Source organism: Streptomyces sp. NPDC046203, from assembly GCF_040646255.1.
Classification (GTDB): domain Bacteria; phylum Actinomycetota; class Actinomycetes; order Streptomycetales; family Streptomycetaceae; genus Streptomyces.
This window is the reverse complement of record NZ_JBEYZX010000001.1, coordinates 191,415-217,479: the sequence shown is the minus strand read 5'-3', so window position 1 is coordinate 217,479 and position 26,065 is coordinate 191,415. Positions and strand designations below refer to the sequence as shown.

The window sequence follows — 26,065 nt, the reverse complement described above, 5'->3', positions numbered from 1 at the left end:
TTGCAGAAACAGGAAGGAATTTTGTCAATGCCGCGTGGGGGAGGTCCCCTCGGCAGCACGCTGTACGGCGGCCGGGTCCGCAGCGTCGCCGAGGTGCCGCGTACACACCCACAGCACGAGCCCGAGGCAGCTGAACGCGGCGCCCAGGACACAGACGGCGCCCCAGCCCGCCACCGCGTAGAGGGAGGTCGCGGCGAGGGCTCCGGTGGCGCTGCCGATCGAGTAGAAGATCATGTAACCGCCGATCAGCCGACTGCCCGCATCCGGGTGGAGCGCGTGGATCACGGTCTGATTGGTGACGTGGACCGCCTGGACGGCGAGGTCGAGCAGGATCACCCCGGCGACGAGGGCGGCGAGCGAGACACGCGTCAGGGACAGCGGCAGCCAGGAGGCGGCGAGCAGGGCGAGCGCGATGCCGGTGGTACGGCGGGAGAGCCCTCGGTCGTTCATGCGGCCGGCCACGGTCGCGGCCAGCGCTCCGGCCACACCGATCAGCCCCAGCGCTCCGATCGCACTGTGGGACAGGGAGTACGGGGCCTCGCTGAGCGGCAGCGCGACGCTGCTCCACAGGGTGCTGAAGGCGGCGAAGACCAGCAGGCCGAACAGGGCGCGGAGCCGCAGCAGGCGTTCCCGCGCGAAGAGCGTGAGGGTGGAGCGCAGCAGCTGTCCGTAGCGCAGTCTCGCCGGCGGAGTGCCGGAGCGGCGCGGAAGGACGCGGTGCAGGATCAGGGCGAGCAGGGCCGTGAGCACCGCCGAGGCGAGGTAGACGGAGCGCCAGCCCGCGAGGTCGGCCAGCAGTCCGGACACGGTACGGGCGAGCAGGATGCCGACGACCACCCCGCTGGTGACGAGGCCGACGACCCGGCCGCGTTCGCCGGGCGGCGCCAGGGAGGCGGCGAAGGCGACCAGGGTCTGTGTGACGACCGCGAGCAGCCCGAGCGCGGCCATGCCCGCGAGCAGGACCGCCGCCGTACGGGCGGTGACCACGACCGCCAACGCGCCGACCATGAGCAGTAGTTGGCCCACGACGAGACGTCGGCGGTCGACCATGTCGCCGAGGGGCACGAGGAAGAAGAGCCCCAGGCCGTACCCGATCTGCGTGAGGGTGACCACCCCGCCGACGAGGGCCGGGCTCAGGCCGAGGTCGTGCCCCATGGTCACCAACAGGGGCTGGGCGAAGTAAACGTTGGCCACCGCCGCTCCACAGGCGACGGCGAACAGCAGGACGACACCTCGGGACAGGGCGGACGCGGCGCCCCCTTCGCCACCCTCGCCCCCTGCCTCGACCCCGACCTCGGCCCCACCCTGCCGGGGCACGACCTTCCCCGCTCCGGCCATCGGCACTCCCCCGTCGTTTCCGGTCCTCGCCACCGCCACCCCTTCCCCTACTGGTTGCATCTTGCTACCAGTAGGGGAAGGTAGCCGCGATGGGTAGCATGTTGCAACCACTTCGGGAGAGGAACGCCGCCATGGTCACCAGGACACGTTTCGACGACAGCGACTGCCCCGTCGCCCGCTCGGTGGACGCGATCGGCGACTGGTGGTCCCTACTGATCGTCCGGGACGCCTTCGACGGCAGCCGCCGCTTCGGGGAGTTCCAGCGCAGCCTCGGCGTGGCGAAGAACATCCTCACCGCACGCCTGCGGACCCTGGTCGCCGGCGGCGTCCTCGCGTCCGTCCCCGCCTCCGACGGCAGCGCCTATCGCGAGTACGTGCTGACCCCGAAGGGCGAAGCCCTCTTCCCCGTCATCGTGGCGCTGCGGCAGTGGGGCGAGCGGAATTTCTTCACCCCCGGCGAGGAGCACTCCGAACTGGTCGACCGGCGGCACGGACAGCCGCTCCGCGCACTGGAGGTGCTGTCGGCGGACGGACGCCCGCTGCACCCCGGCGAGACCACCGTGCACAAGGTCTCCCACGAGCGGCCCGGGCACGGGGAAGCCTGACGCACGGGACCCGGCCACGACCCGACCAGACCCAGACCCCGACCACGACCACGACCACGACCACGGCCAGGGGCCGGCCGGGATCGGCCAGGCGGATGAAACCCCGCCGGTCGGGCTGCACGGGGAGCGAGAGAGGGCGAAGATCGGACACAGTGGCCAAAATCCCGCCATCGCGCTCTCCGCGGAACGGCCCTCCACTCCGGAAGGACGGGACTCACCCCATGCTCGGTACGGACTTCACCACCGGCTCCCCCGACTGGCTCGACCTCGGCACCCCCGACACCAAGGGCGCCGCCATGTTCTACGGCCGGGTCTTCGACTGGGACTACGTGTCGGCCGGCCCCGACGCGGGCGGCTACGGCTTCTTCCAGCAGGAGGGCCAGATCGTCGCCGCGCTCGGCCCGCTCGGCGAGGAGGGCGCGGACAGCGCCTGGAACGTCTACTTCCACACCCCGGACGCCGACGCGACGGTCCACGCGGCGGCCAAGGCCGGAGGCCGGGTCCGGGTGCCGCCGCAGGACGTCATGGAAGCGGGCCGGATGGCCGCCCTGACCGACCCCGGTGGTGCGGACTTCGCGCTGTGGCAGCCCCGGACGATGCCGGGTCTGGAGCGCACCTCGCGCAAGCACACGCTGTTGTGGACCGAACTGCACACCGCCGACCCCGAGTCCACCCTCGCCTTCTACGGCACCCTGTTCGGCTGGCGCTGGCAGGAGATGGATGCCTCCGGCATGGCCTACCGGGTGATCTCGACCGCCGACGGAGACCTCCAGGACGCCAGCTTCGGCGGCGCGGCACCGCTCCAGCCCGGCGCGGAGAAGTCCCGCTGGATCCCGTACTTCATGGTGGAGGACCCGGACCGGATCGCCGCCTCGGTCCTGGAGAGCGGCGGTTCGGTCCTGATGCCGCCGGCGGACGAGCCGCAGGTCGGCCGGATCGCCTGGCTCGCGGACCCCTACGGGGCCCCCTTCGCGGTCCTGAAGCCCGACCCCGCCATGTGAGCCGGCGCGCGGATGGACGGTGGCGACACCCTTAGGGGTGTCGCTCCGTCACCACGCGCGGCCGTGCGAAGTCCGTGTTGTCGATGACGAGGTCCATCCTGGGCAGCGGGTCGACCTCCCGGAGATAGATGCGCTCGGCCGCCAGATAGCGGTCGCGATGGATCGCCTCGGCGTCGGACCCGGCCCAGTCCTGATCGCGCGCGGCACCCCGCCGTACGGACAGCTCCTCGTCCACCCGCAGCCGGATCCGGAAGTCCCAGAAGGCGTCGATCTCGGGCCGGAACGCGAACACGCCGTCCACGATCAGCACCGCGTCCCGGGCGAGCGGCGCGGTCCGCGCGGAGTGGTCCACCTGGGTCAGCGGATCGATGGCGCACAGCGCGCACGTCGTCGCCTCCGGCGACCGGCAGGGGTCCAGCAGGAGCCGGCGGACCGCCGGGTAGTCGTAGGCGTTGCGGTAGTAGCCCTCGCCCGACTCCCGGTCGTACAAGTGCCGGTCCTTCCACGGCTTTTTGAAGTCGTCGAGGGTCGCACGGAGCACGGGGCGCCCCAAGTCGCCGATCCGCTCGGCAAGTTCGTGCCCGAAGCTCGTCTTCCCGGCGGCGGTGGGCCCGTCGATGCCCACGAGCAGGCGACCCACGCCTCGGGCGAGGACGCGCCGGGCCGTCTCCTCGACCAGTGCGCCGCGTTCGGCCGAGAGCGCCGGCGGGCACGGCTGCCGCCAGGACGACACCGAGTGCTGGATGTCCGCTTGTTGTGAGGTCACCGAAGAAGCGTAGGGCGGGCGACGGCCCGTCGGGGGGTGCCCCGGGTCAAATCCTTTGGCGGGTCTAATGGTTGGCGCAGGGGAAGACCTCGAAGGCCACTGCCGGACGTCCGTCGAAGCGAGGGGCGGCGTGGGCGGTGGATTCGGTGAGGAAGTCCCGGACGTACTCCTCGGCGGGCCGGTCGGTCAGCACGTCCAGATACGTGCGGTGGGCGAGCAGCGAGCGGGTGGCGCGCTCCAGGCCGGGACGGGCGTCGACGGCATGGGTCGGGGTGCTGGAGCCGGCGACCGCGACCCAGCGGACGCCGTTCCACGGCCGCAGGCCCTCTTCGAACAGTTCGGGGAAGATCCAGCGGTTGCCCGCGTCCGCCGCCGCGTCCAGGGTGGCGCGGCCGACGGCGCGGTGATCGGGGGTGTTCCAGTAGCCGCCCGGGCCGGGCCCCCAGGTGTCGCGGTGGTTGATGGTGATCACGAGTTCGGGTCGGTGGCGGCGGATCGCGGCCGCGATGTCGCGGCGCAGCGCGAGTCCGTACTCGATCACCCCGTCGCGGTGCCCCAGGAACTCCACGGTGGTCACCCCGACGACGGCCGCGCTCTCCCGCTGCTCCGCCTCGCGGACCTCGGCGCAGTCCGCCGGGGCGAGCGAGTCGATGCCCGCCTCGCCCCGGGTGGCCAGGACGTACCCCACCTGCTTGCCCGCGTCGGTCCAGCCGGCCACGGCGGCGGCGCAGCCGTACTCCAGGTCGTCGGGATGGGCGACGACGGCGAGGGCACGCTGCCAGTCGGTGGGCATCTCTTCGAGTCGCTGGTCGCTCATGCGCGCAGAATACGGCGGGCGCGGGCCCGCGGCCCGGTGGCGCGGGCTCCGGGGAAGCCGGGGGAATCCCGAGGCCGATCAGGGGCGAACCCGCGAGCGCGGAGGTACAGGGCCTCCCGCGAGCCGTCAGCCCGCGCTCCCGGCGCACCACCGCCGCCCTTCCCCTAAGGGTTCGTCCCGTCGCCGGCGAGGGCGGCCCCGACGGCCAGCGCGCGGGCGGCGTCGGCGAAGAACTGCTCGTCGGCTTCCCGGGCGAGGCCGAGGACCACGCCCTGGGTGAGACCGACGAACAGGGCCCGGAGCCCGGTGACCAGGCGGCGCGACCGGTCGGACGTGAGCGCCCTGCCCTGGTACGTCCGACCGGTGAACAGTTCGATCAGCGCGCCCTCCTGCGCGTCGATGGACTCGGCGAGCCGGGCGGCCAGACCGGCGTCGTGGACGGCCATGTCGAGCAGGGTGATCTGGAGCGACAGGGCGGCACGCGCGTCGGGGGCGTCGCAGCCGCGCCGGTAGTACCGCGCGAAGGCGTCGACGGCGTCGAGTAGGTCCGGACCGGCGGGGACCGCTCGCGCGATCTCCTCGTAGTGCGGGCGCAGATGTTCGGTGACCAGCGCGACCACCAGACCGGCCTTGCTGCCGAACAGCGAGTAGACGGCGCCGGTGGTCAGGCCGGCCCGTTCGGCGATCTCGTCGAGCCGGGCGCGGTAGCCGTCCCGGGAGACGACCTCGAACGCCGCCGTCAGCAGGGCACTGCGGTTGCGTTCCTTGGTCTCCGCTCTCGTCATTCTCGGCATTCTCATAATCCCATTATTACCGTAACGTGATTACTGAAACGCCGACGCAGACGTCTTCGAGGGAGGACTCCGCATGCCCCGGAACCACAGCCCCGCCCTGTCCCCGTCCCGGCCCTCCGCCGCGCGGGCGGGAATCGTCGCGGACGGCGTCTTCAAGGTGCTGCTGGCCGCGGTGTTCGCCGTCGGTGCGGCCCCGCTCGGCGATCTGCTCGGCGTGGAGACCTGGCTGATGGCCATGTGCGCGGTGGCTCTCCTGGCCGGTGGCGCGTGCGAACTCGGCTGGCTGCGCAGGCGGTCGGCGTCCGCGTACCGGCCGCTGATGATCGCGTACGACGGCGGCTGGGCACTGGCGGCGCTCGCCGGGCTCCTGGTCGCCTGGCGGGGCGGGACCGCCGGGGGCGAGGTGTGGATCGGCTACCAGACGGTGGCCCCGCTGGTCTTCGCCGCGCTGCTGGTGGCGGCGCCGACCGCCCGGGCGGCGGAGGACACGATGGGGCTCTCTCAAGGGTGACAACGGGCCGGCGGTAAGGGGGCAAGGGAGCGGGCGAAGCCCCTGTCGTGCACGGTGGCGCGGGGGATATCACCCGCGCCACCGCCGCCGTTCCCCGCTCCGCCGGGGACACGGAGTCTCTCCCGGGACGAGTCCCTACTCCGTTGCCTCCGGCACGATCGGGGGCAGGGGTTCGAGGGCCGCGTGCCAGGCGTCGGGAAGCACGGCGACACCCGTGCGGGCGGCGATCACCCCGCCCACGATCGCGCAGGTGGTGTCGATGTCGCCCCGTCCGGCGACCGTGACCCACAGGCCCTCGTGCAGGTCGTCCAGGTGCCCCGCCGCACACCAGAGCGCGAAGGGGACGGTGTCGGGTCCGGACATGCGATAACCGGAGCCCAGGACTTCCGCGGCGTGCCGGACCGAGGTGCGCTCCGGCATCCTGGCCGCGATCCGCACCATGGACCGGACATCGCTGTCGGGGAGCCGGTCGGCGACCGCCCGGAGGAAGTCCGGCCGGGCCGGGGCTCGCTCGCCCCGGCCGCGGGCGGCCAGTGCCGCGGCGAGGGCGACCGCCACCGCTCCGGCGACCGCCTCCGGATGATGATGCGAGACCACGGCCTGGCGGGCGGCCTGTTCGGCGACCGCGTCGAGGTCGGCGGCGTGCCAGGCGCCGAGCGGAGCGGCACGCATGGCCGCGCCGTTGCCCCAGGAACCCTGGCCGCCGAACTGTCCGACGACCACCTCCCGCCAGGGCTCGCCCGCGCCGATCCGGCGCAGCACGTCGTGCATCGAGGGCCCATAGCCTCGGTACGGGTCGTCGGCATAGGCCGCCGCGAAACGGAGAGCGAGGCGGTCCTGGTCGACGACGCCTCCGCCGTCGGCGAGTTCCCGGACGAGAACGAGTGCTTGCGCCGTGTCGTCGCTCCACTCCCACACGGCTTCCGGGGGCGGCGTCCGCGCGTCCAGAGCCGCAGCGCCGTCCCGGCGCAGGATGGCGAACCAGCGGTCGCCGAAGGCGTCACCGAAGGCAAGCCCCCGCAAGGAGTCCAGCACCACGGCGGATATGTCGATCATCCAGGCAGTCTGACAGTGCGACGGCGCCCCACACACCCCGTTTTGAGCGGCGGTCCGGCCCCGGCACGGACCCGGGGCCCGGGGCCGGCGACCACGGACCGTGCCTCCCGTTGCGCGGTAGGGAGCCAGGCGGCCAGGTGCCGTCGAGCGTGCCCCGTCGGATCCTGGCCACCGGGGCACGGGACGCCCGTCCCCGCGCGGGCGCCGGGACCCCGTCGTCCGTCGTGGAGCCCCTCCGCCGGCGTGGCCGCGCCCCGGCCCAGGTCCCGGTGGCGGACCGGCGCCAGGCGGCGCGGCCCACCGCGCCAAGTGAGTGGCCGTACGGGTCAGATCTCGCCGCGGGCGAGCGCCAGGAGCCGGTCGAGGACACGGGGGCCGCCGGCCCGGACGCCGTCGTGCTCGAACTCGTCGGTGACCCAGGTGCGCAGGCCGCGGATGGCCCGGGCGGTCCGCAGCGAGTCGGCGGTGTCCACGTACATGTCGTCGTGGTAGATCGCGGCGGCGGCCGGCACCTCGTTGGCGGCGAGTCGCGCGGGGTCGTAGAGCGGGGCCCAGTCGGTGCGGGCCGCCAGGTGCTCGGCGGTCTCGCGCAGCGGGCGCAGGGCCGGGTCGGTGGTGAAGTGCCAGGGGTGGACGGTCTCGCCGGTGAACAGCACCGGCCCGTCGCCGGCGAGCGCCCGCGCCGCGTCGAACTCGGGGAACTCGGTACGGATCCGGTCGGCGGCCCAGTTCGTGGCACCGTGCCCGAACGCCGCGCCCTGGGCGTAGATGGGCTCGTGGAGGACGGCGTACAGCGGGTGCCCGGCGTAGGAGAGCTGGGCCTGGACGCCTTCGAGGAACGCGTCGGCGAGCGCGGGTCCGGCCGGGGTAGGCACGAACGCGCCCTCCAGGAGGAGGTGCAGCTGGTGGGTGCCCTCGCCGCCGCCGAGCAGGATGCCGAGCGACTGGAACGCCTCGGGGGTCAGCAGCCCGCCGCCGGGCAGCGCGACCTCGTGCTCGGCCAGGTGCGCGACGATCCGGCGGACCCGCTCGACGTCCTCGGGGTAGCGGGCGTAGTGGGCCTCGTTCTTGCGGCGGATACGGGGGTACGCGGCGCGGTAGACGTCGTCGGCGCTCGCGTCGAGGGAGGGCAGGCCGCCGGTGACGAGCACCATGGCCAGGCCCTCGGGGGCGGTACAGAGGTAGTGGGTGACGCAGAAGCCGCCGAAGCTCTGGCCGAGGACGGTCCACGGGGCGCCGCCCGTGAGGGTGCGGCGGATCAGCTCGCAGTCCTTGACGATCGAGTCGGCGCGGAAGTGGGCGAGGTAGTCGGCCTGCTCGCGCGGGGTGCCGCGGAGCGGCAGCGTCTGCCGGTTCGCCGGGGTGGAGCGGCCGGTGCCGCGCTGGTCGAGCAGCAGGACGCGGAACTCCCGGGTGGCCCGGCCGAGCCACGCCTGCGGGCCGATGAACCGGCGGGCGCCGAAGCCGGGCCCGCCCTCCAGGTACAGCAGCCACGGCAGACCGTCCCGGTCCGCCGCCTTGTCGCTCGCGACGACCTCGCGCGCGTACAGCTCGATGGTCTCGCCGCCGGGGCGGGTGTGGTCGAGCGGCACGGTGAAGTGGTGGTCCGTGAGGACGACACCGGGCTGACGGTAGGTGGACAAGCTGCCTGCTCCCTCTTCGTGATGCCCCCGTATGCGGCATTCCCGCCGCAACAGGAGATCACATGGCGCGCGGGCGGCGGCGCGCAGGCCCCGGGCGCGGGGAACGGGCACGGGGTACGGGCGTGGGGCACGGGCGCGGGGCGTGGCTCCGGCCGCCGTGACCGGCCGGGGCACGGGGGTGTGGGAACACGGGGGTGCGAGGACAGCGGCCCCAGGGAGCGGGTCAGCTCTGGAGGACCGCGAGAACGTTGTCCGCCGGGTCGGTGAACCAGGCGATCGCCGGGCCGCGCGGGTCACGGCAGATGCCCTTGGCGTCGAAATCGAACCCTGGGTAGCGCCGTAGCTCGACGCCCTTGGCGACCAGCGCGTCGACGGCGGCGTCGATGTCGTCGACCTGGAAGTTCAAGACGGTGAAGCTCGCCGGCACGTGCCGGTCGCCCTTGGGATAGACGAAGACCTTCGCGCCGCCGGTGAGGGTGAGGATGAGCACCTGCCGCTCGTGACCGCCCTCGTTCTCGCTCTCGCCCTCCCCGCCGGTCGGGAGGCCGAGGACCTCGCCGTAGAAGGCGCGGGCGGCGGCGATGTCGTCGACGGAGAAGCTGCTGAAGGCAGGGGTGCTGCCGAACATGGGGTGCTCCCTTCGGTGGGTACGTCCGGTGACGTCCCCTCAGGGCACACCACGGTCCGCTCCCCCGGCGGCGGTCGCCACGCCGACACGGCCGGACGGCCCCGGCCCGTCACCCTCGGAAGGCGGGCGCCGGCCGCGTGCGAGCCGACCGCCGGGCGTTCGAGGGGGACAGGCCCGGGCGCGGCCGAGCCCGGAGCCACGTCCCGGAGGCCGGGCCACCAGGGCCCGACGGGGCCTGGCCCGGGATCCGACCTGGCCCGCGCCTCAGGGGGCGATCGGGAGGCTGCGCTTGTGGTCGGTCAGCCGGTAGCGGCGCACGATGGCGGCGAAGGCGGTCTCGTCGACCGGCTTGCCCTCCAGGAAGTCGTCGATCTGGTCGTACGTCACGCCCAGCGCGTCCTCGTCGGGCTTGCCCGGGTCGAGGTCCTCCAGGTCGGCGGTCGGGACCTTCCAGACCAGGTCGGCGGGGGCACCCAGTTCGGCGGCGACGGCGCGTACCCGGCGCTTGGTGAGGCCGGTGAGCGGGACGACGTCGGCGGCGCCGTCGCCGTACTTGGTGAAGAAGCCGGAGACCGCCTCGGCGGCGTGGTCGGTGCCGACGACGAGGCCGTCGTGGGCGCCCGCGACGGCGTACTGGGCGATCATCCGCTGCCGGGCCTTGATGTTGCCGTGCACGAAGTCCTGGTGGTGCGCGTCGCGGAAGGCCACCCCGGCGGCCAGGGTGGCGTCGAGCGCGGCGTCGGCGGCCGGCCGGATGTCCACGGTGAGGACCTGGTCGGCCCGGATGAAGTCGAGCGCGCGCTGCGCGTCGCCCTCGTCGGCCTGGACCCCGTAGGGCAGTCGCATCGCGTGGAAGGTGGCCTCGTGCCCGGCGGCGCGGGCCCGCTCGACGGCGAGCTGGCAGAGCCGGCCGGCGGTGGTGGAGTCGACGCCGCCGCTGATCCCGAGGACCAGGGCGCGCAGGCCGGTGGAGGTGAGGCGCTCGGCGAGGAAGGCGACCCGGCGCTCGATCTCCGCGCGCGGGTCGAAGGTCTCGGCGACCTCCAGCTCCCGGGCGATCCGCTGCTGCTGGGCGATGGTCTCCGGGTCGGTCACGCGTGCTCCTCGTTCGTGCGGCGCCGGCGTCCGTACGTCCGCGCCGCTGGGTTTCTGGCTCGACTCTAAGTGTCGCGCGCCGCCGCTGTCGCCCGGCCCCCGCCGGCCCCTCGTCCCGGCCACCGGCCACCGTGGCCGGGAGCGGGCCGCTACTGTGCCGTCCATGACGGAAGTACGGGCGAGAGTACGCGAGTTGGGCGTCACGCTGACCGGGGAACCGGGCCGCTGGAACGCGATCACCGATGTGCCGGGCGTCGAGGTGGGCCATGTCACCCTGGTCGAGGGCGAGGACGTCCGGACCGGGGTGTCGGCGGTGCTGCCGCGCGGCCGGGACGGGGTCGGCGTGCCGTGCGCCGCCGGCTGGTACGCGATGAACGGCAATGGCGAGATGACGGGCACGACCTGGGTGGAGGAGAGCGGCTCGCTGGCCGTGCCGGTCCTGCTCACGAACACGTACGCGGTCGGCCCGGTGCACCGCGGCGTGGTCGAGTGGGTGCGCGAGCACCGCGCGGACATGGCCCCGGAGTGGCTGCTGCCGCTCGTCACCGAGACCTGGGACGGCCATCTCAACGACATCCACGGCGCGGCGGTCGGGCCCGCGCACGCCGCGGCGGCGATCGACGCGGCGGCGCCGGGGCCGGTGGCGGAGGGCTGTGTCGGCGGCGGTACGGGGATGCGCTGCTACGGCTTCAAGGGCGGCGCGGGCACGGCCTCGCGGGTGGTCGCGTACGGCGAGGACCGGTACACGGTCGGGGCGTACGTCCAGGCCAACTTCGGCGCCCGGGACGAGCTGGTCGTCGCCGGGGTGCCGGTGGGCCGGGAGCTGGCGGCCCGGGAGGCCGCACGACGGGCCGAAGCGGCCGGGGAATCGGCAGGCGCCGGTGACGCCAGGGACACTGGGGACGCCGGAACGGCCGGGGACGCCGGGGACGCCGGGGACGCCGGGACCACCGACGGGATCCCGCCGGGTGCCGGTTCCGTCGTGGTGATCGTGGCGACCGACGCACCGCTGCTGCCGGGGCAGTGCAAGGCGCTGGCCCGGCGGGTGCCGATGGGGCTGGCCCGTACCGGCACCGCGGGCAGCCACTTCTCGGGCGATCTGTTCCTCGTCTTCTCCACGGCGAACGAGTCGGCGCTGACCAGCACGTTCCCCGTGAAGGGCGCCCCGGCGGAGTACGAGACCATGCGGTTCGTGCCGTGGGGCCGGATCGACCCGTTCGGGACGGCGGTGGTGGAGGCGGTCGAGGAGGCGGTGCTCAACGCGCTCACGACGGCCACCACGACGACGGGCCGGGCCGGCCACCGGGTCCCGGCACTCCCCCTCGACCTGGTCCGCGGGCTGCCGTCGAGCCGCCACCGGTGACGGTGACGCTGATCGTGTGCCAGCCGGTGGCGCCGTTCGGCATGGTGTCGGAGGTACGGCCGGTCTGGACGGCTCCGGTGCCGTCGACGGCCCGGACGGCGAGGTTGTGGTCGCCGGGCGTGGGGTGCCAGCGGTAGACCCACTGGCGCCAGGTGTCCCGGCTGTCCTGGGCCCCGAGTTCGGCGTCCCGCCAGGGCCCGTCGTCGACCCGTACCTGCACCTTGGAGATCCCCCGGTGCTGGGCCCAGGCGACCCCGGCCACCGGGACCGGCCGGGGCCCGGCGGCGAGATTCGCGAACGCCTGGGGGGTGTCGATCCGCGACTGGGTCTTGATCGGGGCCTGGGCGGCCCAGCCGCGCGGCACCCAGTAGGCGTCGTACGCGGCGAAGGTGGTCAGTTCGAGCGAGGTGAGCCACTTGCAGGCCGAGACGTAGCCGTACAGGCCGGGGACGACCATGCGGACCGGGAAGCCGTGCGCGAAGGGCAGCGGCTGTCCGTTCATGCCGAAGGCGAGCAGGGCGTCCCGGCCGTCCATCACCTCCTCGACGGGGCTGCCGATGGTCATGCCGTCGGCGGAGCGGGCGACGAGCTGGTCCGCCGGGCCGCCCCGGGACGGCGGGCGGACCCCGCACTCGCGCAGCAGGTCGGCGAGGCGGACGCCGAGCCAGCGGGCGTTGCCGACGTAGGGGCCGCCGACCTCGTTGGAGACGCAGGCGAGGGTGATGTCGCGTTCGATCACCTCACGCCGCAGCAGCTCGGGCAGGGTGAAGACCCGCGCCCGGGGCACTCCTTGGCCGTGGACGTTCAGCTGCCAGGTCCCGGCGTCGAGGCGCGGGACGACGAGGGCGGTGTCGACCCGGTAGAAGTCGCCGTTCGGGGTGATGAAGGGGCTGATGCCGGCGACGGGCAGCTGCGCGCCGGGCGGTACGGGCTTCGCCGGGGAGGCGGGCCGGGGCAGCCGGAGCGCTTCGCGTGAGGCGGCGGCGTTCTCGGAGCGGGTGGCTCCGGTGGCCCGGGCCACCAGAAGGACGCCGGTGGCACCGGCCGTGACGCCCGCCCCGGTGAGCAGGAAGCGCCGCCGGTCCGCGGGCACCGGCGGGCGTCCCTCGGGTGCGGGGTGACTCCCCTCGGGTACGGGGCCGGGGGCGGTACGCGGCCCGGGGAGCCGCACGGCGAGGACGTACAGGACGAAGCCCGCCGCCAGGGCCCCGGCGAGCGAGGGCAGCGCGTCCACGGCGGAGGTGGAGTCGGGCCGGGTGACGGCGGCGAGCGCGCCGACCAGGCCGAGGACGCCCACTCCGGCGAGGGCGGCCGGGCGGCTGCGCAGGGCGAGCCGGCCGAGGAGCGCGGCGAGGACGACGAGCAGCACCATGATGCCGGTCTCCAGGACCCGCTTGTCGTTCTCGCCGAAGGTGCGGATGGCCCATTCCTTGACCCCGGCCGGGGTGTGGTCGACGACCGTGTCGCCGACGGCGGGCACCGGGCCGGCCTCGGGGCGGGCCACGACGGTGCCGAGCGCGGCGACGGCGAGTCCCGCGTACCCGGCGACGAGGCCCGCCAGGGCGGCGAGCAGCCGGTCGGTACGGGTGGGCGCGGCGGCCGGAGGGGCGGAGGGCGGGGGTCCGGAATCGGGATCGGGATCGGATGGCGGTCCCGGGGTGGCCGGCGGTCCGGGCGGCGGAGTGGTGCTCATGTCCTTGTTCCTCGGCACACCGCGCGGCCGGGCTGAGCGTACGGAGGTGTCACGACCGCGGCAGCCCGGCGATGACGGTGGCGGTGGCAGCGACCGGGTGGCGGCAGCGAGCGTGTCCCCGGACTCCGTACGGGCACTCACACGGACGGCGTGCGGTACGGGCGGACCCGCCCGCGCGGACGGACACTGATGGGGTGGAGGGGGACACGCACCGCAGCCGCCGGTCCGAGGAGGCCCGCCATGACCACCGCCGCCGCGCCGAAGGTCAGCACTCTGCCGCTCGAACAGCGGGAACGGCTGATGGCCTTCGCCCAGGACGTGACCTTCGACGCCGGCGTCCGGCTGTTCGAGGAACAGGACCGGGCCGACCGGTTCTGGATCGTGAAGACGGGCGCCATCTCCCTGGACGCGAAGGTGCCGGGGCGGGGCGCGCCGGTGATCGAGACCCTGCGGCACGGTGAGCTGGTGGGGGTGTCATGGCTGTTCCCGCCGTATCTGTGCCAGTCGGGCGCGGAGACGACGACGCCGGTGCGGGCGTACGAGTTCGACGGCCGGGCCGTGCGCTCGATGTGCCGGACGGACCCGGAGTTCGGCGCCTCCGTCGCCTTCTGGGTGGGGCAGATCCTCGCGCACCGTCTCCATGTGACCCGGGTGCGGCTGCTCGACCTGTACGCCCCGCACGGGAGCGGGGCGCTGGCCTGAACGGGTGGACCGGCCGCCCCGGGCCCGGCCCCTTCGGGTCGGGGGCCGGCGAACCGGGGCCCTTCGGATCGGAGTCCGGCAGGCCCCGGCGCTCAGGTCCGTACGAGCGCGCGGACGTGCCAGTCGGACAGGGTGCCGTCCGCGTGGCTGATCTGCCCCCGCCGGGCGAATCCGGCCCGGTGGGCCACGGCGGCCGCCGCCGGCCGGCCCGCGGGGGTGAGGATCACCGCGCGACGGGCTCCCTCGGCGCCGGCGTACGCGCAGGCCAGCAGGACCGCCCGGGTCGCGAGGCCCCGGCCGCGGGCCTCGGGGTGCAGGACGTACACCAGGTCGACGTCCCCGGCGCCGAACCCGGCGGGCGCCGGCCGCAGGGCGACGGTGCCGACCGGCCGGTCGGAGCGGATGCCGAAGGCCCGGGCCGGGCCGTGGGCGCGCCACCTCAGGGGGAGTTCCTCGTGCCATCGCTCGTGGAGATCGTGCGGGAGCGGGGCCTCGGGGCGGGGGTCGGCACCCGGACCCGCCGGGTGCAGGGGCGCCAGGGTGACGACGCCGTCGCAGAGCTTCACTTCATCGCGCATCCCAGCGATCTTGTCGGTTCTCGTCCCGCGCCACAATCGGGCACAAGGCGGACAAGTGCCGTCCTGCTGACGCGCCCTCACCCGAATGGCTCAGCAGGGCGTTCTCCGGGCGGGTTGTCCGGAACAGACGGGGCAGGGGAGACAGGAACGGTTCCGGGTAGGGGACGAGGGACGGACCCGGGTGCGGGCAGGCACGGCGACGGGGAGACGACGGATGAACAGCGGTGACTTCGAGGCGAGCGGCGGCGGTCCGGCGGCCGGGGCCGGGAAGCGGAGCCGGGGCGAGGCGCGGGCACGACTGTTCGCACGGTGCGCTCTGCTCGCCGCGGCCGCCGCCGTGGTCGGCCTGTTCCTGCCGTACGCCGCCGGCGGTCTGCTGATCATCGGCGGCGGGGTGCTGGGGCTCGCGCTGTGCGCCGCGGGCGTGTGGTGGCTGGTGGCCCACCGCGGGCCGGTGCGGTTCCTCGGCGCGCTGGTCGCGCTCGGCGCGCCGGCGGCCGTCCTCGTCCTGTTCGTCCACGGCGGGCTGTGGGCGAACGCCCTGCGCGCGCTGCTGCTGTGGGCGGTGGCCCTCGCCTTCGCCCGTACGGCGATGCGCCACCCCGACCACGAGCGGCACGGCCGGTCCCGCCCCCGGCCCGCGCCCCGCGCGCTGCGGCCGGTACTCCTGATGAACCCGAGATCCGGGGACGGGAAGGTGGGCCGGTTCGGACTGGTCGAGAAGGCCGAACGGCTCGGCGCGCGGGTCGTCCTGCTCGAACCGGGCCCCGACGGTGCCCGTCCGGACCCGGCCGCGCTGGCCCAGGCGGCGGTCGCCGACGGCGCCGACCTGCTCGGGGTGGCGGGCGGCGACGGCACCCAGGCCCTGGTGGCGGCGGTGGCGGCCGAGCACGATCTGCCGTTCGTGGTGATCAGCGCGGGCACCCGGAACCACTTCGCGATGGACCTCGGGCTCGACCGGGCCGACCCGGTGCGCTGTCTGGACGCCCTGACCGATGGTGAGGAACTGCGGGTGGACCTCGGCGAGGTCGCGGGCCGGGCGTTCGTCAACACGGTCTCGTTCGGGGTGTACGCGGATGTGGTGCAGCGTCCCGAGTACCGGGAAGCCAAGGCGGAGACGGCGCTGAACACGATGCCCGACCTGCTCGCGGGCGGTGCGGGCCGCCGGCTCGACGCGCGGGTGGACGCCGCCCCGCTCCCGGCCCAGCAGGCGCTGCTGGTCAGCAACAATCCGTACGCCTCGCCCGATCCGCTCGGCGGGGGCCGGCGGATCCGGCTGGACGGCGGCGAGCTGGGCGTGATCGGCATCCGGGTGGAGGGCGCGGCGCAGGCGGCCGATCTCGCCGTGCGCGGTCAGCAGTCCCCCGGTCTGAGCGTCCTGACCGCCCACCGGGTCGAGGTCACCGCGGGCTCCGACGGCGGCTCCGATCCGGGGGCCGGCAGCCCTGGCCCGGGGCCCGATGGCTCCGGTTCGGAGTCCGACGGCCCTGGTCAGGGGTCCGGCGGCGCCGATTCCGGGTCCGACGGCTCCGATTCGGACTCTGGCGACTCCGGCGACCCCGGCACCCTGCCCGTCGCCGTCGACGGCGAGGCGATGCGCCTGCCGACTCCCGTCGTGTGCACGCTGCGGCCACGCGCGCTGCGGGTCCGGCTCCCCCGCGAGCGGCCCGGCACGGTGCCGCCCACGCCGCCCCCGGACTGGCGGCTGATCGCCGTCCTCGCGTTCCGCCGCCGTCCCCGAGGAGGGTCCGATGACTGAACAGCCCGCCCCCGCCCGGGCTCCCGATCCCGATTCCGATCCCGGCCCCACCTCCTCCGCCCTCCCTGCGGCAGCCCGGCCCCGGGGCAGGGCGGCGGTGCGGGCGGTCCTGTCCGATCTGCGCGCGGTGGACGGCGCCCTGTACGCGGCGGTCGCGGCGACCCCGACCCCCACGCTCGACCGGGGGCTGCGCCGCCTGTCGCACGCCGCCGACCACTCCAAGATCTCGCTGTCGATCGCCGCGCTCCTCGCCCTCGCCGACGGCCGGCCCCGCCGGGCCGCGGCGGCCGGAATCGGCGCCGTCGCCCTGGCCTCCGCCGCCGCGAACCTCTTCGGGAAGCGGCTGGTACGGCGGGCGCGCCCGGACCGCGAAGCGGCCCGGGTCTCGGTGGACCGGCAGGTGCCGATGCCGAGTTCGGCCTCCTTCCCGTCCGGACACACGGCCTCGGCGGTCGCCTTCGCGACGGCGGTGGGCGTGGTGCTGCCGCCCGCCGCGGTCCCGCTCGGCGTCCTCGCCGGAGCGGTCGGCTACTCGCGCGTCCACACGGGCGTGCACTATCCGGGCGATGTCTTCGCCGGTGCCGTCCTCGGCCTCGCGGGCGCGGTCACCGCGCTGGCGGTCGCCGATGCGCACCCGGGAGGACGGGACCTCCTCCCCTGGTGAACCCGGTTCGTGCGCCCGGTCTCCGGCGGGGGCCGGCCTTCGCGGAAATCCGGAGCGTGGGCCACGTACGAGAGGGACGGACGCGAGGGCGGACGCGAGGGCGGACGCGAGGGCGGACGCGAGGGCGGACGCGAGGGGCGTCGTGCCTCCGGCGGCCGGTTCCCCACGTCACCCGACGGCCCCCGACTTGCCGAAGTTGCTCTTATCGGGTGAGTAAGCCGGGATGTGAGGAACAAGACGGCGTGCGGGGCGACTTGACTGTGAACATGACCTCCTCTTCGTACGACCCGCGCACCCTGCTCGCCGAGAGCCGTCTCGGCGTCCTCGCCACGCTCAAGGCCGACGGGCGGCCGCAGTTGTCGCCCGTGATGCCGTACTACGACCCGGCGACCGAGACCCTGTACGTGTCGGTCACCGAGGGCCGCGCCAAGACGGCGAACCTGCGGCGCGATCCGCGCGCCGCCCTGGAGGTGACCGCCCCGAACGGCCGGTCGTGGGCCACCGCGGAGGGCACGGTCACCCTGATCGGACCGGGCACCGATCCGAACGGGCCCGAGGTGGAGGCGCTGGTGGAGTACTACCGGCTCGCGTCCGGGGAGCACCCGGACTGGGCCGAGTACCGGTCGGCGATGGTGAACGACCGGCGGGTGCTCGTACGCATGCCGGTGGACCGGGTGTACGGGCAGAGCATGGGCTGAGCCGACGGTCCGGGCCCGGGGTCCGGGGCCCGCGGCTTCCCCCGGCCGCCGGCCCCGGGCCGCGCCTCCGGGCGCCGACGGGCGCCCGCGCCCGGACGGCTACGCCGGCGCCCGAACGCGAGGAGGGGCGCATGGCACGGATGCCGTCGGCCGAACGGCGCCGGCAGCTGGTGGACGCGGCGATCCGGGTGATGACCAGGGACGGGGTGACGCTGCAATTCCTCGTCCTCGGCGACGCGCGGGCCGCCGAAGCGCTCCTGGACAGCACATGGTCGCCCTGATCGAGGGATAGCCGCGGGGCTGCTCGACACGGGCCGAGGAACATCCGGGGCGACGGGAGGGTCGTTCCCGGACATGTCCGCGCGGCGAGGCCGCGCCCTGCCCCTCCCCTCGCTCCCCCGCGTTCCCCTCCCCGCGCCCCCCTCGCGCCCCCACCGCACCCTCACGCCTCCCTCGCACCGGATTCACAACCGCGCACCCTCATCCGACGCTCCGTCAATAGGTCGTTTGACCCGGACTATTGACTCACTCCTCGTTCCTCGCGATCCTCGGCCCGAGCCGCCGTTACCCACGGAAACATCACGCGCCGCTCACTGCCCGGTATCCCCCATGACCGAAGGCATCGCCGACATGAATCGATCACCACGACGCGGGCCGGGCGGCCGGTTCGCCCTCGTGTCCCTGCTCATCGCGCTGACCACCGTTCTCTTCGGCGCGGGCCCGGTGCCCGCCGCCGGCACGGGCGGCTCCTGGTGGGAGCCCACCGCCCGCCCGGCCCCCGATTCCCGGATCGACGCCACCGGCGCCCCCTTCACGGGCACCGACTCCCAGGGCAAGGTGCGCGGCTTCGTCGACGCGCACAACCATCTGATGTCCAACGAGGGCTTCGGCGGCCGCATGATCTGCGGCGCGACCTTCTCCCCCGCGGGTGTCGCCGACGCGCTCAAGGACTGCCCGGAGCACTATCCCGACGGCGTCGGCGCCATCTTCGAGCACCTGACCGGCGGCGACGACGGCACCCACGACCCGGTCGGCTGGCCCACCTTCAAGGACTGGCCGGCCCACGACTCGCTGAGCCATCAGCAGAACTACTACGCGTGGGTCGAGCGGGCCTGGCGCGGCGGCCAGCGGGTCCTGGTCAACGACCTGGTGACGAACGGGCTGATCTGCTCGCTCCTGCCCCGCGACCGCGGCTGTGACGAGATGGACGCCATCCGCCTGGAGGCCCGCAAGACCTTCGAGCTCCAGGACTACATCGACCGGATGTACGGCGGCCCCGGCAAGGGCTGGTTCCGTGTCGTCACCGACTCCGCCCAGGCCCGCTCGGTCGTCGAGCAGGGCAAACTCGCGGTGGTGCTCGGCGTGGAGACCTCCGAACCGTTCGGCTGCAAGCAGATCCTGGATGTCGCGCAGTGCTCGAAGGCCGACATCGACAAGGGTCTCGACGAGCTGTACGGGATGGGCGTGCGCAGCATGTTCCTGTGCCACAAGTTCGACAACGCGCTGTGCGGCGTACGGTTCGACACCGGCACCACCGGAGTCGCCGTGAACATCGGCCAGTTCCTGTCGACGGGCACGTTCTGGGCCACCGAGAAGTGCGCGGGCGCGCAGCACGACAACCCGATCGGGCTGACCGCACCGCCCGCGATGGCGGAGAAGCTGCCGCCGGGCGTGACCGTCCCGGCGTACGCCTCCGACGCCCGCTGCAACACGCGCGGGCTGACCCGGCTCGGCGAGTACGCCCTCAAGGGCATGACGCACCGCGGCATGATGCTGGAGCTCGACCACATGAGCGTGAAGGCGGCGGGCCGGGCGCTGGACATCGTGGAGGCCGAGAAATACCCGGGCGTCATCTCCAGCCACAGCTGGATGGACCTGGAGTGGTCCGAGCGGGTCTACCGGCTGGGCGGCTTCATCGCCCCGTACATGCACAGCGCCGAGGGCTTCGTCGGGGAGGCGGCGCAGAACGCCGCACTGCGCCGCAAGTACGGCGCCGGGCTCGGCTATGGCACGGACATGAACGGCGTCGGGGGCTGGCCGGCTCCGGTCGGCCCGGGCGCCTCGAACGCCGTGACGTACCCGTTCCGCAGCTTCGACGGCGGTACGGTCCTCGACCGCCAGGTCACCGGCGAGCGGACCTGGGACATCAACACCGACGGCGCCGCGCACAACGGTCTGGTCCCGGACTGGGTGGAGCAGATCCGGCTCACGCCGGGCGGCCAGGATGTGGTGAACGATCTGGCCCGGGGCGCCGAGACGTATCTGACGACCTGGAAGGCGACCGAGCGGCACGAGACGGGTGTCGATCTGGCGGCCGGACGGGCGGCCTCGGCGTCCAGCACCCAGTGGTGGAACCCGTTCACGAACTTCGCCCCCGCCCTGGCCGTGGACGGCGACAGCGGGACGCGGTGGGCGAGCGAGTGGTCCGACGACCAGTGGTGGCAGGTGGACCTGGGCGAGCCGCGCCAGGTCGGCCGGGTGACCCTCGACTGGGAGGAGGCGTTCGCACGCGGCTACCGGATCGAGCTGTCGGACAACGGAAGCACCTGGCGGACCGTGTGGTCCACGGACGCGGGGGACGGCGGCATCGACACGGCGACGTTCGCCTCGCAGTCGGCCCGGTACGTCCGGGTGCACGGGGTGAAACGGGCGACCGGCTGGGGCTACTCGCTCTTCGACGTCACGGTGGCCCGGTCCTGACCGGCTCCCGGCCCGGCCCCCGAACCCGTCCCCGGACCGGACGCTGATCCGCTCCGGGCGGGAGACGGACAAGGCCCCGGCGGCGCCGTGACGGCACCGCCGGGGCCTCTCGTTCCTCGTACGGGGCGGTCCGTTCCGTCGTACGGGCCTCTCGGTCCGTCGTACGGAGCTCCGCCCCGCCGGGCGGGAGTCAGGAACCGCAGGTGGCGATCATCCGGCCGAGCATGGCCTTCTCGGCGGAGGTCACCGTCAGGCCGTACGTCGACTTCACCGAGGTCCACGACCGCCCGTACGCGCACCAGTACGACTCCAGCGGAGGCTGCCACGTGTCCGGGCCCTGGTCGCCCTTGGAGCGGTTGGAGGACGCCGAGACGGCCAGCAGCTGCGGGTGGCTCAGGTCGTTGGCGAACGCCTTGCGCTGCTCCTGGGTCCACGAACGGGCCCCGGAACGCCAGGCGTTGGCGAGCGGCACGGTGTGGTCGATGTCCAGCCCGGACGCGGAGGTGATGACCTTGCCGTCGTACACGCTGACCCAGCGGCCGGAGACGGCCCGGCACTGCGCGTCGCGCTGCACTCCCTTGCCGTCCCGCTGCAGGATCGTCTCGCGGGTGTCGCAGCTGTCGCCCTGCCCCGCCCAGTGGGGGAACTTGTCGCGGTTGTAGCCGGTCATCGTCCCCTGCGGGGCCACCGTGAGGCCGGCGAGCTGGCGGCGGGCCTGGGTCGCGGTCGGCATGCCGGGCAGCGTGCCGTCGCCGGCCGATGGACGGGGGGTGGAGGTCCGGGTGGGCTTGGCGGTGGGGGTGGCACCCGGAGCCGGCGCGTCACCGGTCCGCGAAGGCGAACCCGGAGCCGTAGCCGTAGCCGAGGCGTGGTCCTTCGACTCCGGTCCGGCCGGGCCGGAGTCGACTCCCTCGCACCCGGCCAGGGCGAGCAGCGCCGCCGCTGTCAACACCGTTATCCACTTGTTCTTCTGACGCCGCATGAGCTGAATCGTTCCCTCTGTTTGGCACTGCTACGCGGCAGCGTACCTGTTCGATCCTGCGGGGCCGGTCGATGCTCTACAGTCACGTAGAAGTGCAGGCAGAAGCATTCCGCATGTGACGAAGGAGTGGACGCCACGATGGTGTTCAAGAGGCTGCTCGGCTCGCTGGGCGTCGGCGGTCCCGCCGTGGACACGGTCCTCGATCCCGGCGCGGTGACGCCCGGCGGCCAGCTCGGCGGGCAGGTCCAGCTGCGCGGCGGGGGCGCGGAGTTCACGATCGAGCACATCACGCTCGAACTGGTCGCCCGGGTGGAGGCCGAACACGCCGAGGGCGAGTCGGAGGGCACCGTCGTCTTCCACCGCCATGTCGTCGGGGGCAACTTCCGGCTCGGCGCGGAGGAGCGGCGGTCGGTCCCGTTCAGCTTCCCGCTGCCCTGGGAGACGCCGGTCACCGAACTGCACGGGCAGAGCCTGGGCGTCGTGCTGGGCGTCCGTACCGAGCTGGGCATCGCCGGCGCGCGCGACAAGGGCGACCTGGATCCGCTCGCGGTGCGCCCGCTGCCCGCCCAGGAGGCGGTCCTGGAGGCGCTCGGGGAACTGGGCTTCGGCTTCAAGTCCGCCGACCTCGAACTCGGCCACATCGGCGGCAGCGGGCAGCAGCTGCCGTTCTACCAGGAGATCGAGCTGGTCCCCGCGCCCCGGTACACGCACCGGATGAACGAGCTGGAGGTGACGTTCCTGGCCGGACCGGCCGGTGTCGACGTGGTCCTGGAGGCCGACCGGCGCGGCGGGTTCCTGTCCTCGGGCGACGACGCGCTGTCCCTGTTCACGGTGGGCCACCAGGAGGCCGGACGGCCCGACTGGACGACCGAGGTGGACGGCTGGATCGCCCGGCTGCTCGACCGGCACGCAGCGTACGAGGCCGCGGCGGCGCATCACGCGTACGGACAGCACCACGGGTACGACGCGTACGACCCCCACAAGGGCCACGCCGACGGCCACGGCGGCCCTCACGGCCACGGTGGCGGACACGACGGCGGACACCGCTCGGGCCCCGGTGTGGGGACCGCGATCGCCGCCGGAGCGGCCGGTCTCGCGGTGGGCGTGGTCGGCGGCATGGTCGCCGCCGAGGTCGTCGACGAGGTGGGAGACTTCTTCGAGGGTGACGACGAGAACGAGGAGGGCTGATCATGTTCGGCTTGAGTGAACTGGCGATACTCCTGATCGTCGTCATCGTCCTGGTCGGGATCCGCAAGCTGCCGGGCCTCACCCGCAGCGCGGGCACCTCGCTGCGCATCCTCAAGAGCGAGGCGCGGGCCATGAAGCGGGACGGCGAGGAGGCGGAGCCCCGCGCCGTCTACCAGGTCAAGCAGACGCCCCCGGAACCCGGCCCGGACCGCCCGCTCTGACCAGCGGGCCGATCCGCCCGGCCAGCCCCGGCGCGAGGGCCCTCACCAGCAGCCCCAGCGCCAGGGCGACCAGGGCGCCGACCACGATTCCGACGGCCACGTCGTGCGGGTAGTGGGCCCCCACCCACACCCGCGAGGCTGCCATCGCGAGCGCGCAGACGCTCGCGATGACACCGAGCCGGGCCGACACGAACCACAGGGCGATCGCGGCGGCCGCCGCGATCGTGGCGTGGTTGCTGGGGAAGGACCAGTCGCCGGGCGCCGGGCACGCCTCCAGGGTGACGGCGCGCAGCGACTGGCACGGGCGCAGTTCGCGTACCGCGGACTTGACCAGGGTGCTCACCACGAACGCCAGGACGGTGAGCAGGGGCGCGGCCAGCGCCCGCACGGCGCGCTCGCGCTCGCCCCGCACACGGGCGCGCCACCAGCCGTAGAGCATCAGGACGGCGAAGACCGCGAGCCCGTACGAGGAGTAGAGGCCGACGGCACGGTCGAGCCAGCCCGGCGCGTCCTGCGCCGCGCGCACCACATCGAGGTAGGCGGAGCCGTCGATACCGGCCCCGTCGTAGCCGGTGGTCACGGGGGCGGCCGCGACGGGCAGAGCGTGCGGAAGGTTCATCGGGTCCATCGGGTCCATCGATTCGTCCGGTTCGTCGAATGCGGCGGTATCGGCTGATCCATCGGTCTCATCCGACTCGGCCGATGCGGCGGGGGCGGCTGATGCGGCAAGGGCGGCATGGGCGCTCGGGCCGTCGCGGCGAGCGGGGCCGGAGGAATCACGGCCGGGCCTCCGCACCGGCGCGCCGGGTCCGGCGGGCCTTGCGCACCTCCAGGGCCACGGGCACCAGGGAGAGCGCGACCACGGCGGCGATGACGGGCAGCAGATAGCGGTCGACGTTCGGCACGGACGCGCCGAGCGCGTATCCGGCGAGGGTCACGCCGACGGTCCACAGCAGACCGCCGAGCACCTGCCACACCGTGAAGACACGGGCCGGGACGCCGAGGACACCGGCGAGCGGATTGAGCACGGTGCGGACGAGCGGCAGGAAGCGGGCGAGGACGATCGCCTTCGCGTAGCCGTACCGCTGGAGGATCTCACCCGCCCGGGCGGCGCCCTCGGCGATCTTCCGCGATCTCGAGCGCGCCAGGAAGGCCGGTCCGGCCCGCCGGCCGAGGAGGTATCCGGTCTGGGCACCGGCCAGCGCACCCGCCGCCGCGGCGGTCAGCACCCAGGGCAGCGAGAGATGGCCGGGCACGGCCTTGGAACCGGCGCACAGCAGTCCGGCGGTGAAGAGCAGCGAGTCCCCCGGCAGGAAGAAACCGACGAGAAGGCCGGTCTCGGCGAACAGGACGACCGCGATGCCCAGTGTGCCGAAGGCGGCGAGCAGGGAATGCGCGTCCAGCACGTTCACCGCCAGAGGGGTGAGCGGGGGCACGGCGGCGGGCGGCGGGAGCATCGGCTCGGCCCTTCGGGTCGGCGGGGGCGCCGGAGCGTACGTCCGGGGCCGGGGCAGCGGAAAGCAGCGACCGCGTATCCTGTGTCTACAGAACAGTAGTCGGTCTACTTCACTGTAGACGAAAGTGCGGAGACGAAGGTTCCGATGGCGGACACGGAGAACGAGCGGCGCCCCTCGGGCGAGCTGGAGGCCAGTGTGCTCGCCGCGCTGTGGGCCGCGGGCGGCCCGCGCACGGCGGCCCAGATCCGGGCCTCGATACCCCAGCCCCTCGCCCGCACCACGGTGGCGACCCTGCTGGCCCGGCTGTACGAGAAGGGGGCGATCGACCGCAGCCCCGCCGGGCGCGGTTTCGCGTACCACCCGGTCGAGGACGCGCACGGGCTCACCGCCCGCCGGATGCACCGCGAGCTGGACCAGGACGCCGACCGGGGTCTGGTCCTGGCCCGTTTCGTCGAGGGCCTGCACCCCGAGGACGAGGCCGAGCTGCGGCGCCTGCTGGAGGACGGCGGCCAGTGACCCTGTCGGCGCTGCTGCCCACGGCACCGCTCCCCTTCCTCCTGCTCCCACTGGCCCTGCCGTGGGGGCTGCCGCCGCTCGCCCGGCGGGTGGCGGAACGGGTCCGGCCCGACATCGCCCTGTGGACGGTCACCTCGGCCGCCGCGGCCCTCGCCCTCGGGGTGCTGGCCTGCCTGGGCGCCCTGCTGCTGCCGCCGGCCCTCGCCCTGCCGCCGCTCGCGCACCTCGCCGAACTCGTCCGCCCCCTGAAGACCGGGCCACGCGCCCTGGTGCTGGGCGCCGCCGCACCGGCCGCCGGCGCCCTCGCGGTCACCGCGGCCGTCGCCGTACGGCGGGCGCTCGCGGAGGTCCGCCGGTTCCGTGCGGCCCACGAGGACCTGGCCGGACTGCCGCACGCCGGCGGCCTGTGCGTCGTCGACGACCCGCGCGCGGACGCGTACGCGCTGCCCGGCACCCGCCGCCGGGCGGACCGGATCGTGGTGACGACCGGGATGCTGCGCGCGCTGAGCGCACCGGAGCGCGAGGCGCTGCTCGCGCACGAGCGAGCCCATCTGGCCGGGCGCCACCATCTCTTCCTGGCCGTCGGCCGGCTCGCTGGCTGGTGTCATCCGGCGCTCGGCGGCGTGGTGCGGCAGGTGTCGTACGCGGCGGAGCGCGCCGCGGACGAGGCGGCGGCCCGCGCGGCCGGGGACCGCAGTCTGACGGCGCGGGCCGTGGGGCGGGCCGCGCTCGCCGCCACCGGGGGACGTACGGACCGGCCCGCGTTCGCGCCGGGCGCGGCGGGCGGCCCCGTACCGGCCCGGGTGAGGGCCCTGATGGGCCGCGCCCCGACGCGGCGGATGGCGCCCGCGCTCCTCGTCATGGCGCTGCTGTGCGGGGTCGCCGGGGGTTCCGCGGCCACGGGTCTGGCCCTGTTGCACCGGGACGTCGAGATCGCCCAGGGGGATGTCGCGGAACTCTGAGCCGCGAAGAGAGCCGGGCCGGCTGGGCCGGGCCGTCGCGGACCTCCGAGCCCGATGGGCCGTGACGGATGCGAGGGAGGCGAAGGGCGTGACGGACCGTGACGGGCAGCCGAGGTCCGGCCCGCCTCACGACGGCCCGACGGCCCCCCGGTCACCGTCCGCCGTCGCCGACCGTGACACATTCGACACCGAGCAGCCGTCGCCAGACGGAGGCGAAATGCCCGGATCGCGGCCATTTTCCCGCCGAATTCGCCAGTTTGTTGCCTGGGTAAAGTAATTGCCAAGACGCCCGTTCCCCGGGACGTCTCCTTCGGCCTGCCCATCCCCA

At 74.2% G+C, this 26,065-nt stretch carries 27 protein-coding genes; 14 read left to right on the top strand and 13 right to left on the bottom strand.

Annotation, left to right across the window (positions count from 1 at the left end; genetic code table 11):
- Positions 1 to 24 precede the first annotated feature (24 nt).
- Positions 25 to 1,371 (bottom strand): MFS transporter, encoded by a 1,347-nt coding sequence (locus ABZ990_RS00950; RefSeq protein WP_361223182.1) that lies wholly within the window; start codon positions 1,369 to 1,371, stop codon positions 25 to 27.
- A 98-nt stretch (positions 1,372 to 1,469) separates the two neighbouring features.
- Here ABZ990_RS00950 and ABZ990_RS00945 point away from each other — a divergent pair, with 98 nt between their 5' ends.
- Together ABZ990_RS00945 and ABZ990_RS00940 are read left to right on the top strand one after the other, a co-directional pair.
- The gene (locus ABZ990_RS00945; protein WP_361223179.1) at positions 1,470 to 1,943 is read left to right on the top strand and encodes a helix-turn-helix domain-containing protein; all 474 of its coding nucleotides are present in this window, start codon (positions 1,470 to 1,472) and stop codon (positions 1,941 to 1,943) included.
- Between the two features lie 221 nt (positions 1,944 to 2,164).
- On the top strand, positions 2,165 to 2,944 hold the full coding sequence (locus tag ABZ990_RS00940; protein WP_361223176.1) for a VOC family protein: 780 nt from the start codon (positions 2,165 to 2,167) through the stop codon (positions 2,942 to 2,944).
- Positions 2,945 to 2,975: 31 nt separating this feature from the next.
- Here ABZ990_RS00940 and ABZ990_RS00935 read toward each other — a convergent pair whose 3' ends face one another.
- The 3 genes from ABZ990_RS00935 to ABZ990_RS00925 form a co-directional block, all read right to left on the bottom strand.
- On the bottom strand, positions 2,976 to 3,710 hold the full coding sequence (locus ABZ990_RS00935) for a uridine kinase (protein ID WP_361223173.1): 735 nt from the start codon (positions 3,708 to 3,710) through the stop codon (positions 2,976 to 2,978).
- Between the two features lie 64 nt (positions 3,711 to 3,774).
- A complete protein-coding gene (locus ABZ990_RS00930) occupies positions 3,775 to 4,527 on the bottom strand; it encodes a PIG-L deacetylase family protein (RefSeq protein WP_361223170.1) in 753 nt (250 codons plus the stop codon).
- Between the two features lie 164 nt (positions 4,528 to 4,691).
- On the bottom strand, positions 4,692 to 5,312 hold the full coding sequence (locus ABZ990_RS00925) for a TetR/AcrR family transcriptional regulator (RefSeq protein ID WP_361223168.1): 621 nt from the start codon (positions 5,310 to 5,312) through the stop codon (positions 4,692 to 4,694).
- Between the two features lie 82 nt (positions 5,313 to 5,394).
- On the opposite strand from ABZ990_RS00925, the gene ABZ990_RS00920 reads away from it, so the two are divergent.
- Positions 5,395 to 5,832, top strand: coding sequence for a hypothetical protein (locus ABZ990_RS00920; protein WP_361223166.1), 438 nt, complete (start codon positions 5,395 to 5,397; stop codon positions 5,830 to 5,832).
- Between the two features lie 135 nt (positions 5,833 to 5,967).
- Here ABZ990_RS00920 and ABZ990_RS00915 read toward each other — a convergent pair whose 3' ends face one another.
- From ABZ990_RS00915 to nadE, 4 genes are all read right to left on the bottom strand, one after another.
- Positions 5,968 to 6,888 (bottom strand): ADP-ribosylglycohydrolase family protein, encoded by a 921-nt coding sequence (locus ABZ990_RS00915; RefSeq protein WP_361223163.1) that lies wholly within the window; start codon positions 6,886 to 6,888, stop codon positions 5,968 to 5,970.
- A 326-nt stretch (positions 6,889 to 7,214) separates the two neighbouring features.
- On the bottom strand, positions 7,215 to 8,531 hold the full coding sequence (locus ABZ990_RS00910) for an alpha/beta fold hydrolase (protein WP_361223160.1): 1,317 nt from the start codon (positions 8,529 to 8,531) through the stop codon (positions 7,215 to 7,217).
- Between the two features lie 223 nt (positions 8,532 to 8,754).
- Positions 8,755 to 9,159 carry a VOC family protein gene (locus tag ABZ990_RS00905; RefSeq protein ID WP_361223157.1) on the bottom strand — a complete coding sequence of 135 codons (405 nt, stop codon included), beginning with the start codon at positions 9,157 to 9,159 and terminating at the stop codon, positions 8,755 to 8,757.
- A 264-nt stretch (positions 9,160 to 9,423) separates the two neighbouring features.
- A complete protein-coding gene (gene nadE, locus ABZ990_RS00900; RefSeq protein WP_361223154.1) occupies positions 9,424 to 10,254 on the bottom strand; it encodes an ammonia-dependent NAD(+) synthetase in 831 nt (276 codons plus the stop codon).
- A 163-nt stretch (positions 10,255 to 10,417) separates the two neighbouring features.
- On the opposite strand from nadE, the gene ABZ990_RS00895 reads away from it, so the two are divergent.
- Positions 10,418 to 11,617: a P1 family peptidase gene (locus tag ABZ990_RS00895; RefSeq protein ID WP_361223151.1), complete on the top strand. Its 1,200-nt coding sequence runs from the start codon at positions 10,418 to 10,420 to the stop codon at positions 11,615 to 11,617.
- Here the strand turns inward: ABZ990_RS00895 and ABZ990_RS00890 are convergent.
- Positions 11,520 to 13,310 carry a molybdopterin-dependent oxidoreductase gene (locus tag ABZ990_RS00890; protein WP_361223148.1) on the bottom strand — a complete coding sequence of 597 codons (1,791 nt, stop codon included), beginning with the start codon at positions 13,308 to 13,310 and terminating at the stop codon, positions 11,520 to 11,522. The two genes, ABZ990_RS00895 and ABZ990_RS00890, sit on opposite strands and share 98 nt — an antisense overlap.
- Positions 13,311 to 13,550: 240 nt before the next feature.
- Between ABZ990_RS00890 and ABZ990_RS00885 the strand changes: the two genes are divergently transcribed.
- Positions 13,551 to 14,012 carry a cyclic nucleotide-binding domain-containing protein gene (locus tag ABZ990_RS00885; RefSeq protein WP_361223145.1) on the top strand — a complete coding sequence of 154 codons (462 nt, stop codon included), beginning with the start codon at positions 13,551 to 13,553 and terminating at the stop codon, positions 14,010 to 14,012.
- 92 nt (positions 14,013 to 14,104) lie between these two features.
- Here the strand turns inward: ABZ990_RS00885 and ABZ990_RS00880 are convergent, their stop codons facing one another.
- Complete coding sequence (locus tag ABZ990_RS00880; RefSeq protein WP_361223142.1) at positions 14,105 to 14,590, bottom strand: GNAT family N-acetyltransferase; 486 nt, start codon at positions 14,588 to 14,590, stop codon at positions 14,105 to 14,107.
- Positions 14,591 to 14,804: 214 nt separating this feature from the next.
- Here ABZ990_RS00880 and ABZ990_RS00875 point away from each other — a divergent pair, with 214 nt between their 5' ends.
- From ABZ990_RS00875 to ABZ990_RS00855, 5 genes are all read left to right on the top strand, one after another.
- Complete coding sequence (locus tag ABZ990_RS00875; protein ID WP_361223139.1) at positions 14,805 to 16,349, top strand: diacylglycerol kinase family protein; 1,545 nt, start codon at positions 14,805 to 14,807, stop codon at positions 16,347 to 16,349.
- Entirely contained in the window at positions 16,342 to 17,013 is a 672-nt protein-coding gene (locus tag ABZ990_RS00870) for a phosphatase PAP2 family protein (protein WP_361223136.1), read from the top strand. The genes ABZ990_RS00875 and ABZ990_RS00870 overlap by 8 nt, the downstream gene beginning before the upstream one ends.
- Positions 17,014 to 17,279: 266 nt before the next feature.
- The gene (locus ABZ990_RS00865; protein ID WP_361223134.1) at positions 17,280 to 17,711 is read left to right on the top strand and encodes a PPOX class F420-dependent oxidoreductase; all 432 of its coding nucleotides are present in this window, start codon (positions 17,280 to 17,282) and stop codon (positions 17,709 to 17,711) included.
- A gap of 131 nt (positions 17,712 to 17,842) precedes the next feature.
- Positions 17,843 to 17,992: a hypothetical protein gene (locus tag ABZ990_RS00860; protein WP_361223131.1), complete on the top strand. Its 150-nt coding sequence runs from the start codon at positions 17,843 to 17,845 to the stop codon at positions 17,990 to 17,992.
- 349 nt (positions 17,993 to 18,341) lie between these two features.
- Positions 18,342 to 20,411: a discoidin domain-containing protein gene (locus tag ABZ990_RS00855; RefSeq protein WP_361223675.1), complete on the top strand. Its 2,070-nt coding sequence runs from the start codon at positions 18,342 to 18,344 to the stop codon at positions 20,409 to 20,411.
- Between the two features lie 190 nt (positions 20,412 to 20,601).
- Here the strand turns inward: ABZ990_RS00855 and ABZ990_RS00850 are convergent, their stop codons facing one another.
- On the bottom strand, positions 20,602 to 21,393 hold the full coding sequence (locus ABZ990_RS00850) for a DUF1524 domain-containing protein (protein ID WP_361223128.1): 792 nt from the start codon (positions 21,391 to 21,393) through the stop codon (positions 20,602 to 20,604).
- Between the two features lie 138 nt (positions 21,394 to 21,531).
- On the opposite strand from ABZ990_RS00850, the gene ABZ990_RS00845 reads away from it, so the two are divergent.
- Complete coding sequence (locus ABZ990_RS00845) at positions 21,532 to 22,581, top strand: sporulation protein (protein ID WP_361223125.1); 1,050 nt, start codon at positions 21,532 to 21,534, stop codon at positions 22,579 to 22,581.
- A gap of 2 nt (positions 22,582 to 22,583) precedes the next feature.
- Entirely contained in the window at positions 22,584 to 22,802 is a 219-nt protein-coding gene (locus ABZ990_RS00840; RefSeq protein WP_361223122.1) for a twin-arginine translocase TatA/TatE family subunit, read from the top strand.
- Here the strand turns inward: ABZ990_RS00840 and ABZ990_RS00835 are convergent.
- The gene (locus ABZ990_RS00835; RefSeq protein WP_361223119.1) at positions 22,759 to 23,421 is read right to left on the bottom strand and encodes a phosphatase PAP2 family protein; all 663 of its coding nucleotides are present in this window, start codon (positions 23,419 to 23,421) and stop codon (positions 22,759 to 22,761) included. The two genes, ABZ990_RS00840 and ABZ990_RS00835, sit on opposite strands and share 44 nt — an antisense overlap.
- Positions 23,422 to 23,578: 157 nt before the next feature.
- Complete coding sequence (locus ABZ990_RS00830) at positions 23,579 to 24,259, bottom strand: DedA family protein (RefSeq protein WP_361223116.1); 681 nt, start codon at positions 24,257 to 24,259, stop codon at positions 23,579 to 23,581.
- Positions 24,260 to 24,403: 144 nt separating this feature from the next.
- On the opposite strand from ABZ990_RS00830, the gene ABZ990_RS00825 reads away from it, so the two are divergent.
- On the top strand, positions 24,404 to 24,775 hold the full coding sequence (locus ABZ990_RS00825; RefSeq protein ID WP_361223113.1) for a BlaI/MecI/CopY family transcriptional regulator: 372 nt from the start codon (positions 24,404 to 24,406) through the stop codon (positions 24,773 to 24,775).
- Positions 24,772 to 25,737, top strand: a complete 966-nt coding sequence (locus ABZ990_RS00820; RefSeq protein ID WP_361223110.1) for a M48 family metalloprotease — start codon at positions 24,772 to 24,774, stop codon at positions 25,735 to 25,737. The genes ABZ990_RS00825 and ABZ990_RS00820 overlap by 4 nt, the downstream gene beginning before the upstream one ends.
- Positions 25,738 to 26,065: the final 328 nt, after the last annotated feature.

Coding starts and splice junctions, on each gene's coding strand:
- ABZ990_RS00945 (WP_361223179.1), top strand. CDS start 1,470: ATGGTCACCAGGACACGTTTCGACGACAGCGACTGCCCCGTCGCCCGC.
- ABZ990_RS00940 (WP_361223176.1), top strand. CDS start 2,165: ATGCTCGGTACGGACTTCACCACCGGCTCCCCCGACTGGCTCGACCTC.
- ABZ990_RS00930 (WP_361223170.1), bottom strand. CDS start 4,527: ATGAGCGACCAGCGACTCGAAGAGATGCCCACCGACTGGCAGCGTGCC.
- ABZ990_RS00925 (WP_361223168.1), bottom strand. CDS start 5,312: ATGACGAGAGCGGAGACCAAGGAACGCAACCGCAGTGCCCTGCTGACG.
- ABZ990_RS00920 (WP_361223166.1), top strand. CDS start 5,395: ATGCCCCGGAACCACAGCCCCGCCCTGTCCCCGTCCCGGCCCTCCGCC.
- ABZ990_RS00915 (WP_361223163.1), bottom strand. CDS start 6,888: ATGATCGACATATCCGCCGTGGTGCTGGACTCCTTGCGGGGGCTTGCC.
- ABZ990_RS00905 (WP_361223157.1), bottom strand. CDS start 9,159: ATGTTCGGCAGCACCCCTGCCTTCAGCAGCTTCTCCGTCGACGACATC.
- ABZ990_RS00895 (WP_361223151.1), top strand. CDS start 10,418: ATGACGGAAGTACGGGCGAGAGTACGCGAGTTGGGCGTCACGCTGACC.
- ABZ990_RS00890 (WP_361223148.1), bottom strand. CDS start 13,310: ATGAGCACCACTCCGCCGCCCGGACCGCCGGCCACCCCGGGACCGCCA.
- ABZ990_RS00885 (WP_361223145.1), top strand. CDS start 13,551: ATGACCACCGCCGCCGCGCCGAAGGTCAGCACTCTGCCGCTCGAACAG.
- ABZ990_RS00880 (WP_361223142.1), bottom strand. CDS start 14,590: ATGCGCGATGAAGTGAAGCTCTGCGACGGCGTCGTCACCCTGGCGCCC.
- ABZ990_RS00875 (WP_361223139.1), top strand. CDS start 14,805: ATGAACAGCGGTGACTTCGAGGCGAGCGGCGGCGGTCCGGCGGCCGGG.
- ABZ990_RS00870 (WP_361223136.1), top strand. CDS start 16,342: ATGACTGAACAGCCCGCCCCCGCCCGGGCTCCCGATCCCGATTCCGAT.
- ABZ990_RS00865 (WP_361223134.1), top strand. CDS start 17,280: ATGACCTCCTCTTCGTACGACCCGCGCACCCTGCTCGCCGAGAGCCGT.
- ABZ990_RS00860 (WP_361223131.1), top strand. CDS start 17,843: ATGGCACGGATGCCGTCGGCCGAACGGCGCCGGCAGCTGGTGGACGCG.
- ABZ990_RS00855 (WP_361223675.1), top strand. CDS start 18,342: ATGAATCGATCACCACGACGCGGGCCGGGCGGCCGGTTCGCCCTCGTG.
- ABZ990_RS00850 (WP_361223128.1), bottom strand. CDS start 21,393: ATGCGGCGTCAGAAGAACAAGTGGATAACGGTGTTGACAGCGGCGGCG.
- ABZ990_RS00845 (WP_361223125.1), top strand. CDS start 21,532: ATGGTGTTCAAGAGGCTGCTCGGCTCGCTGGGCGTCGGCGGTCCCGCC.
- ABZ990_RS00840 (WP_361223122.1), top strand. CDS start 22,584: ATGTTCGGCTTGAGTGAACTGGCGATACTCCTGATCGTCGTCATCGTC.
- ABZ990_RS00835 (WP_361223119.1), bottom strand. CDS start 23,421: ATGAACCTTCCGCACGCTCTGCCCGTCGCGGCCGCCCCCGTGACCACC.
- ABZ990_RS00830 (WP_361223116.1), bottom strand. CDS start 24,259: ATGCTCCCGCCGCCCGCCGCCGTGCCCCCGCTCACCCCTCTGGCGGTG.
- ABZ990_RS00825 (WP_361223113.1), top strand. CDS start 24,404: ATGGCGGACACGGAGAACGAGCGGCGCCCCTCGGGCGAGCTGGAGGCC.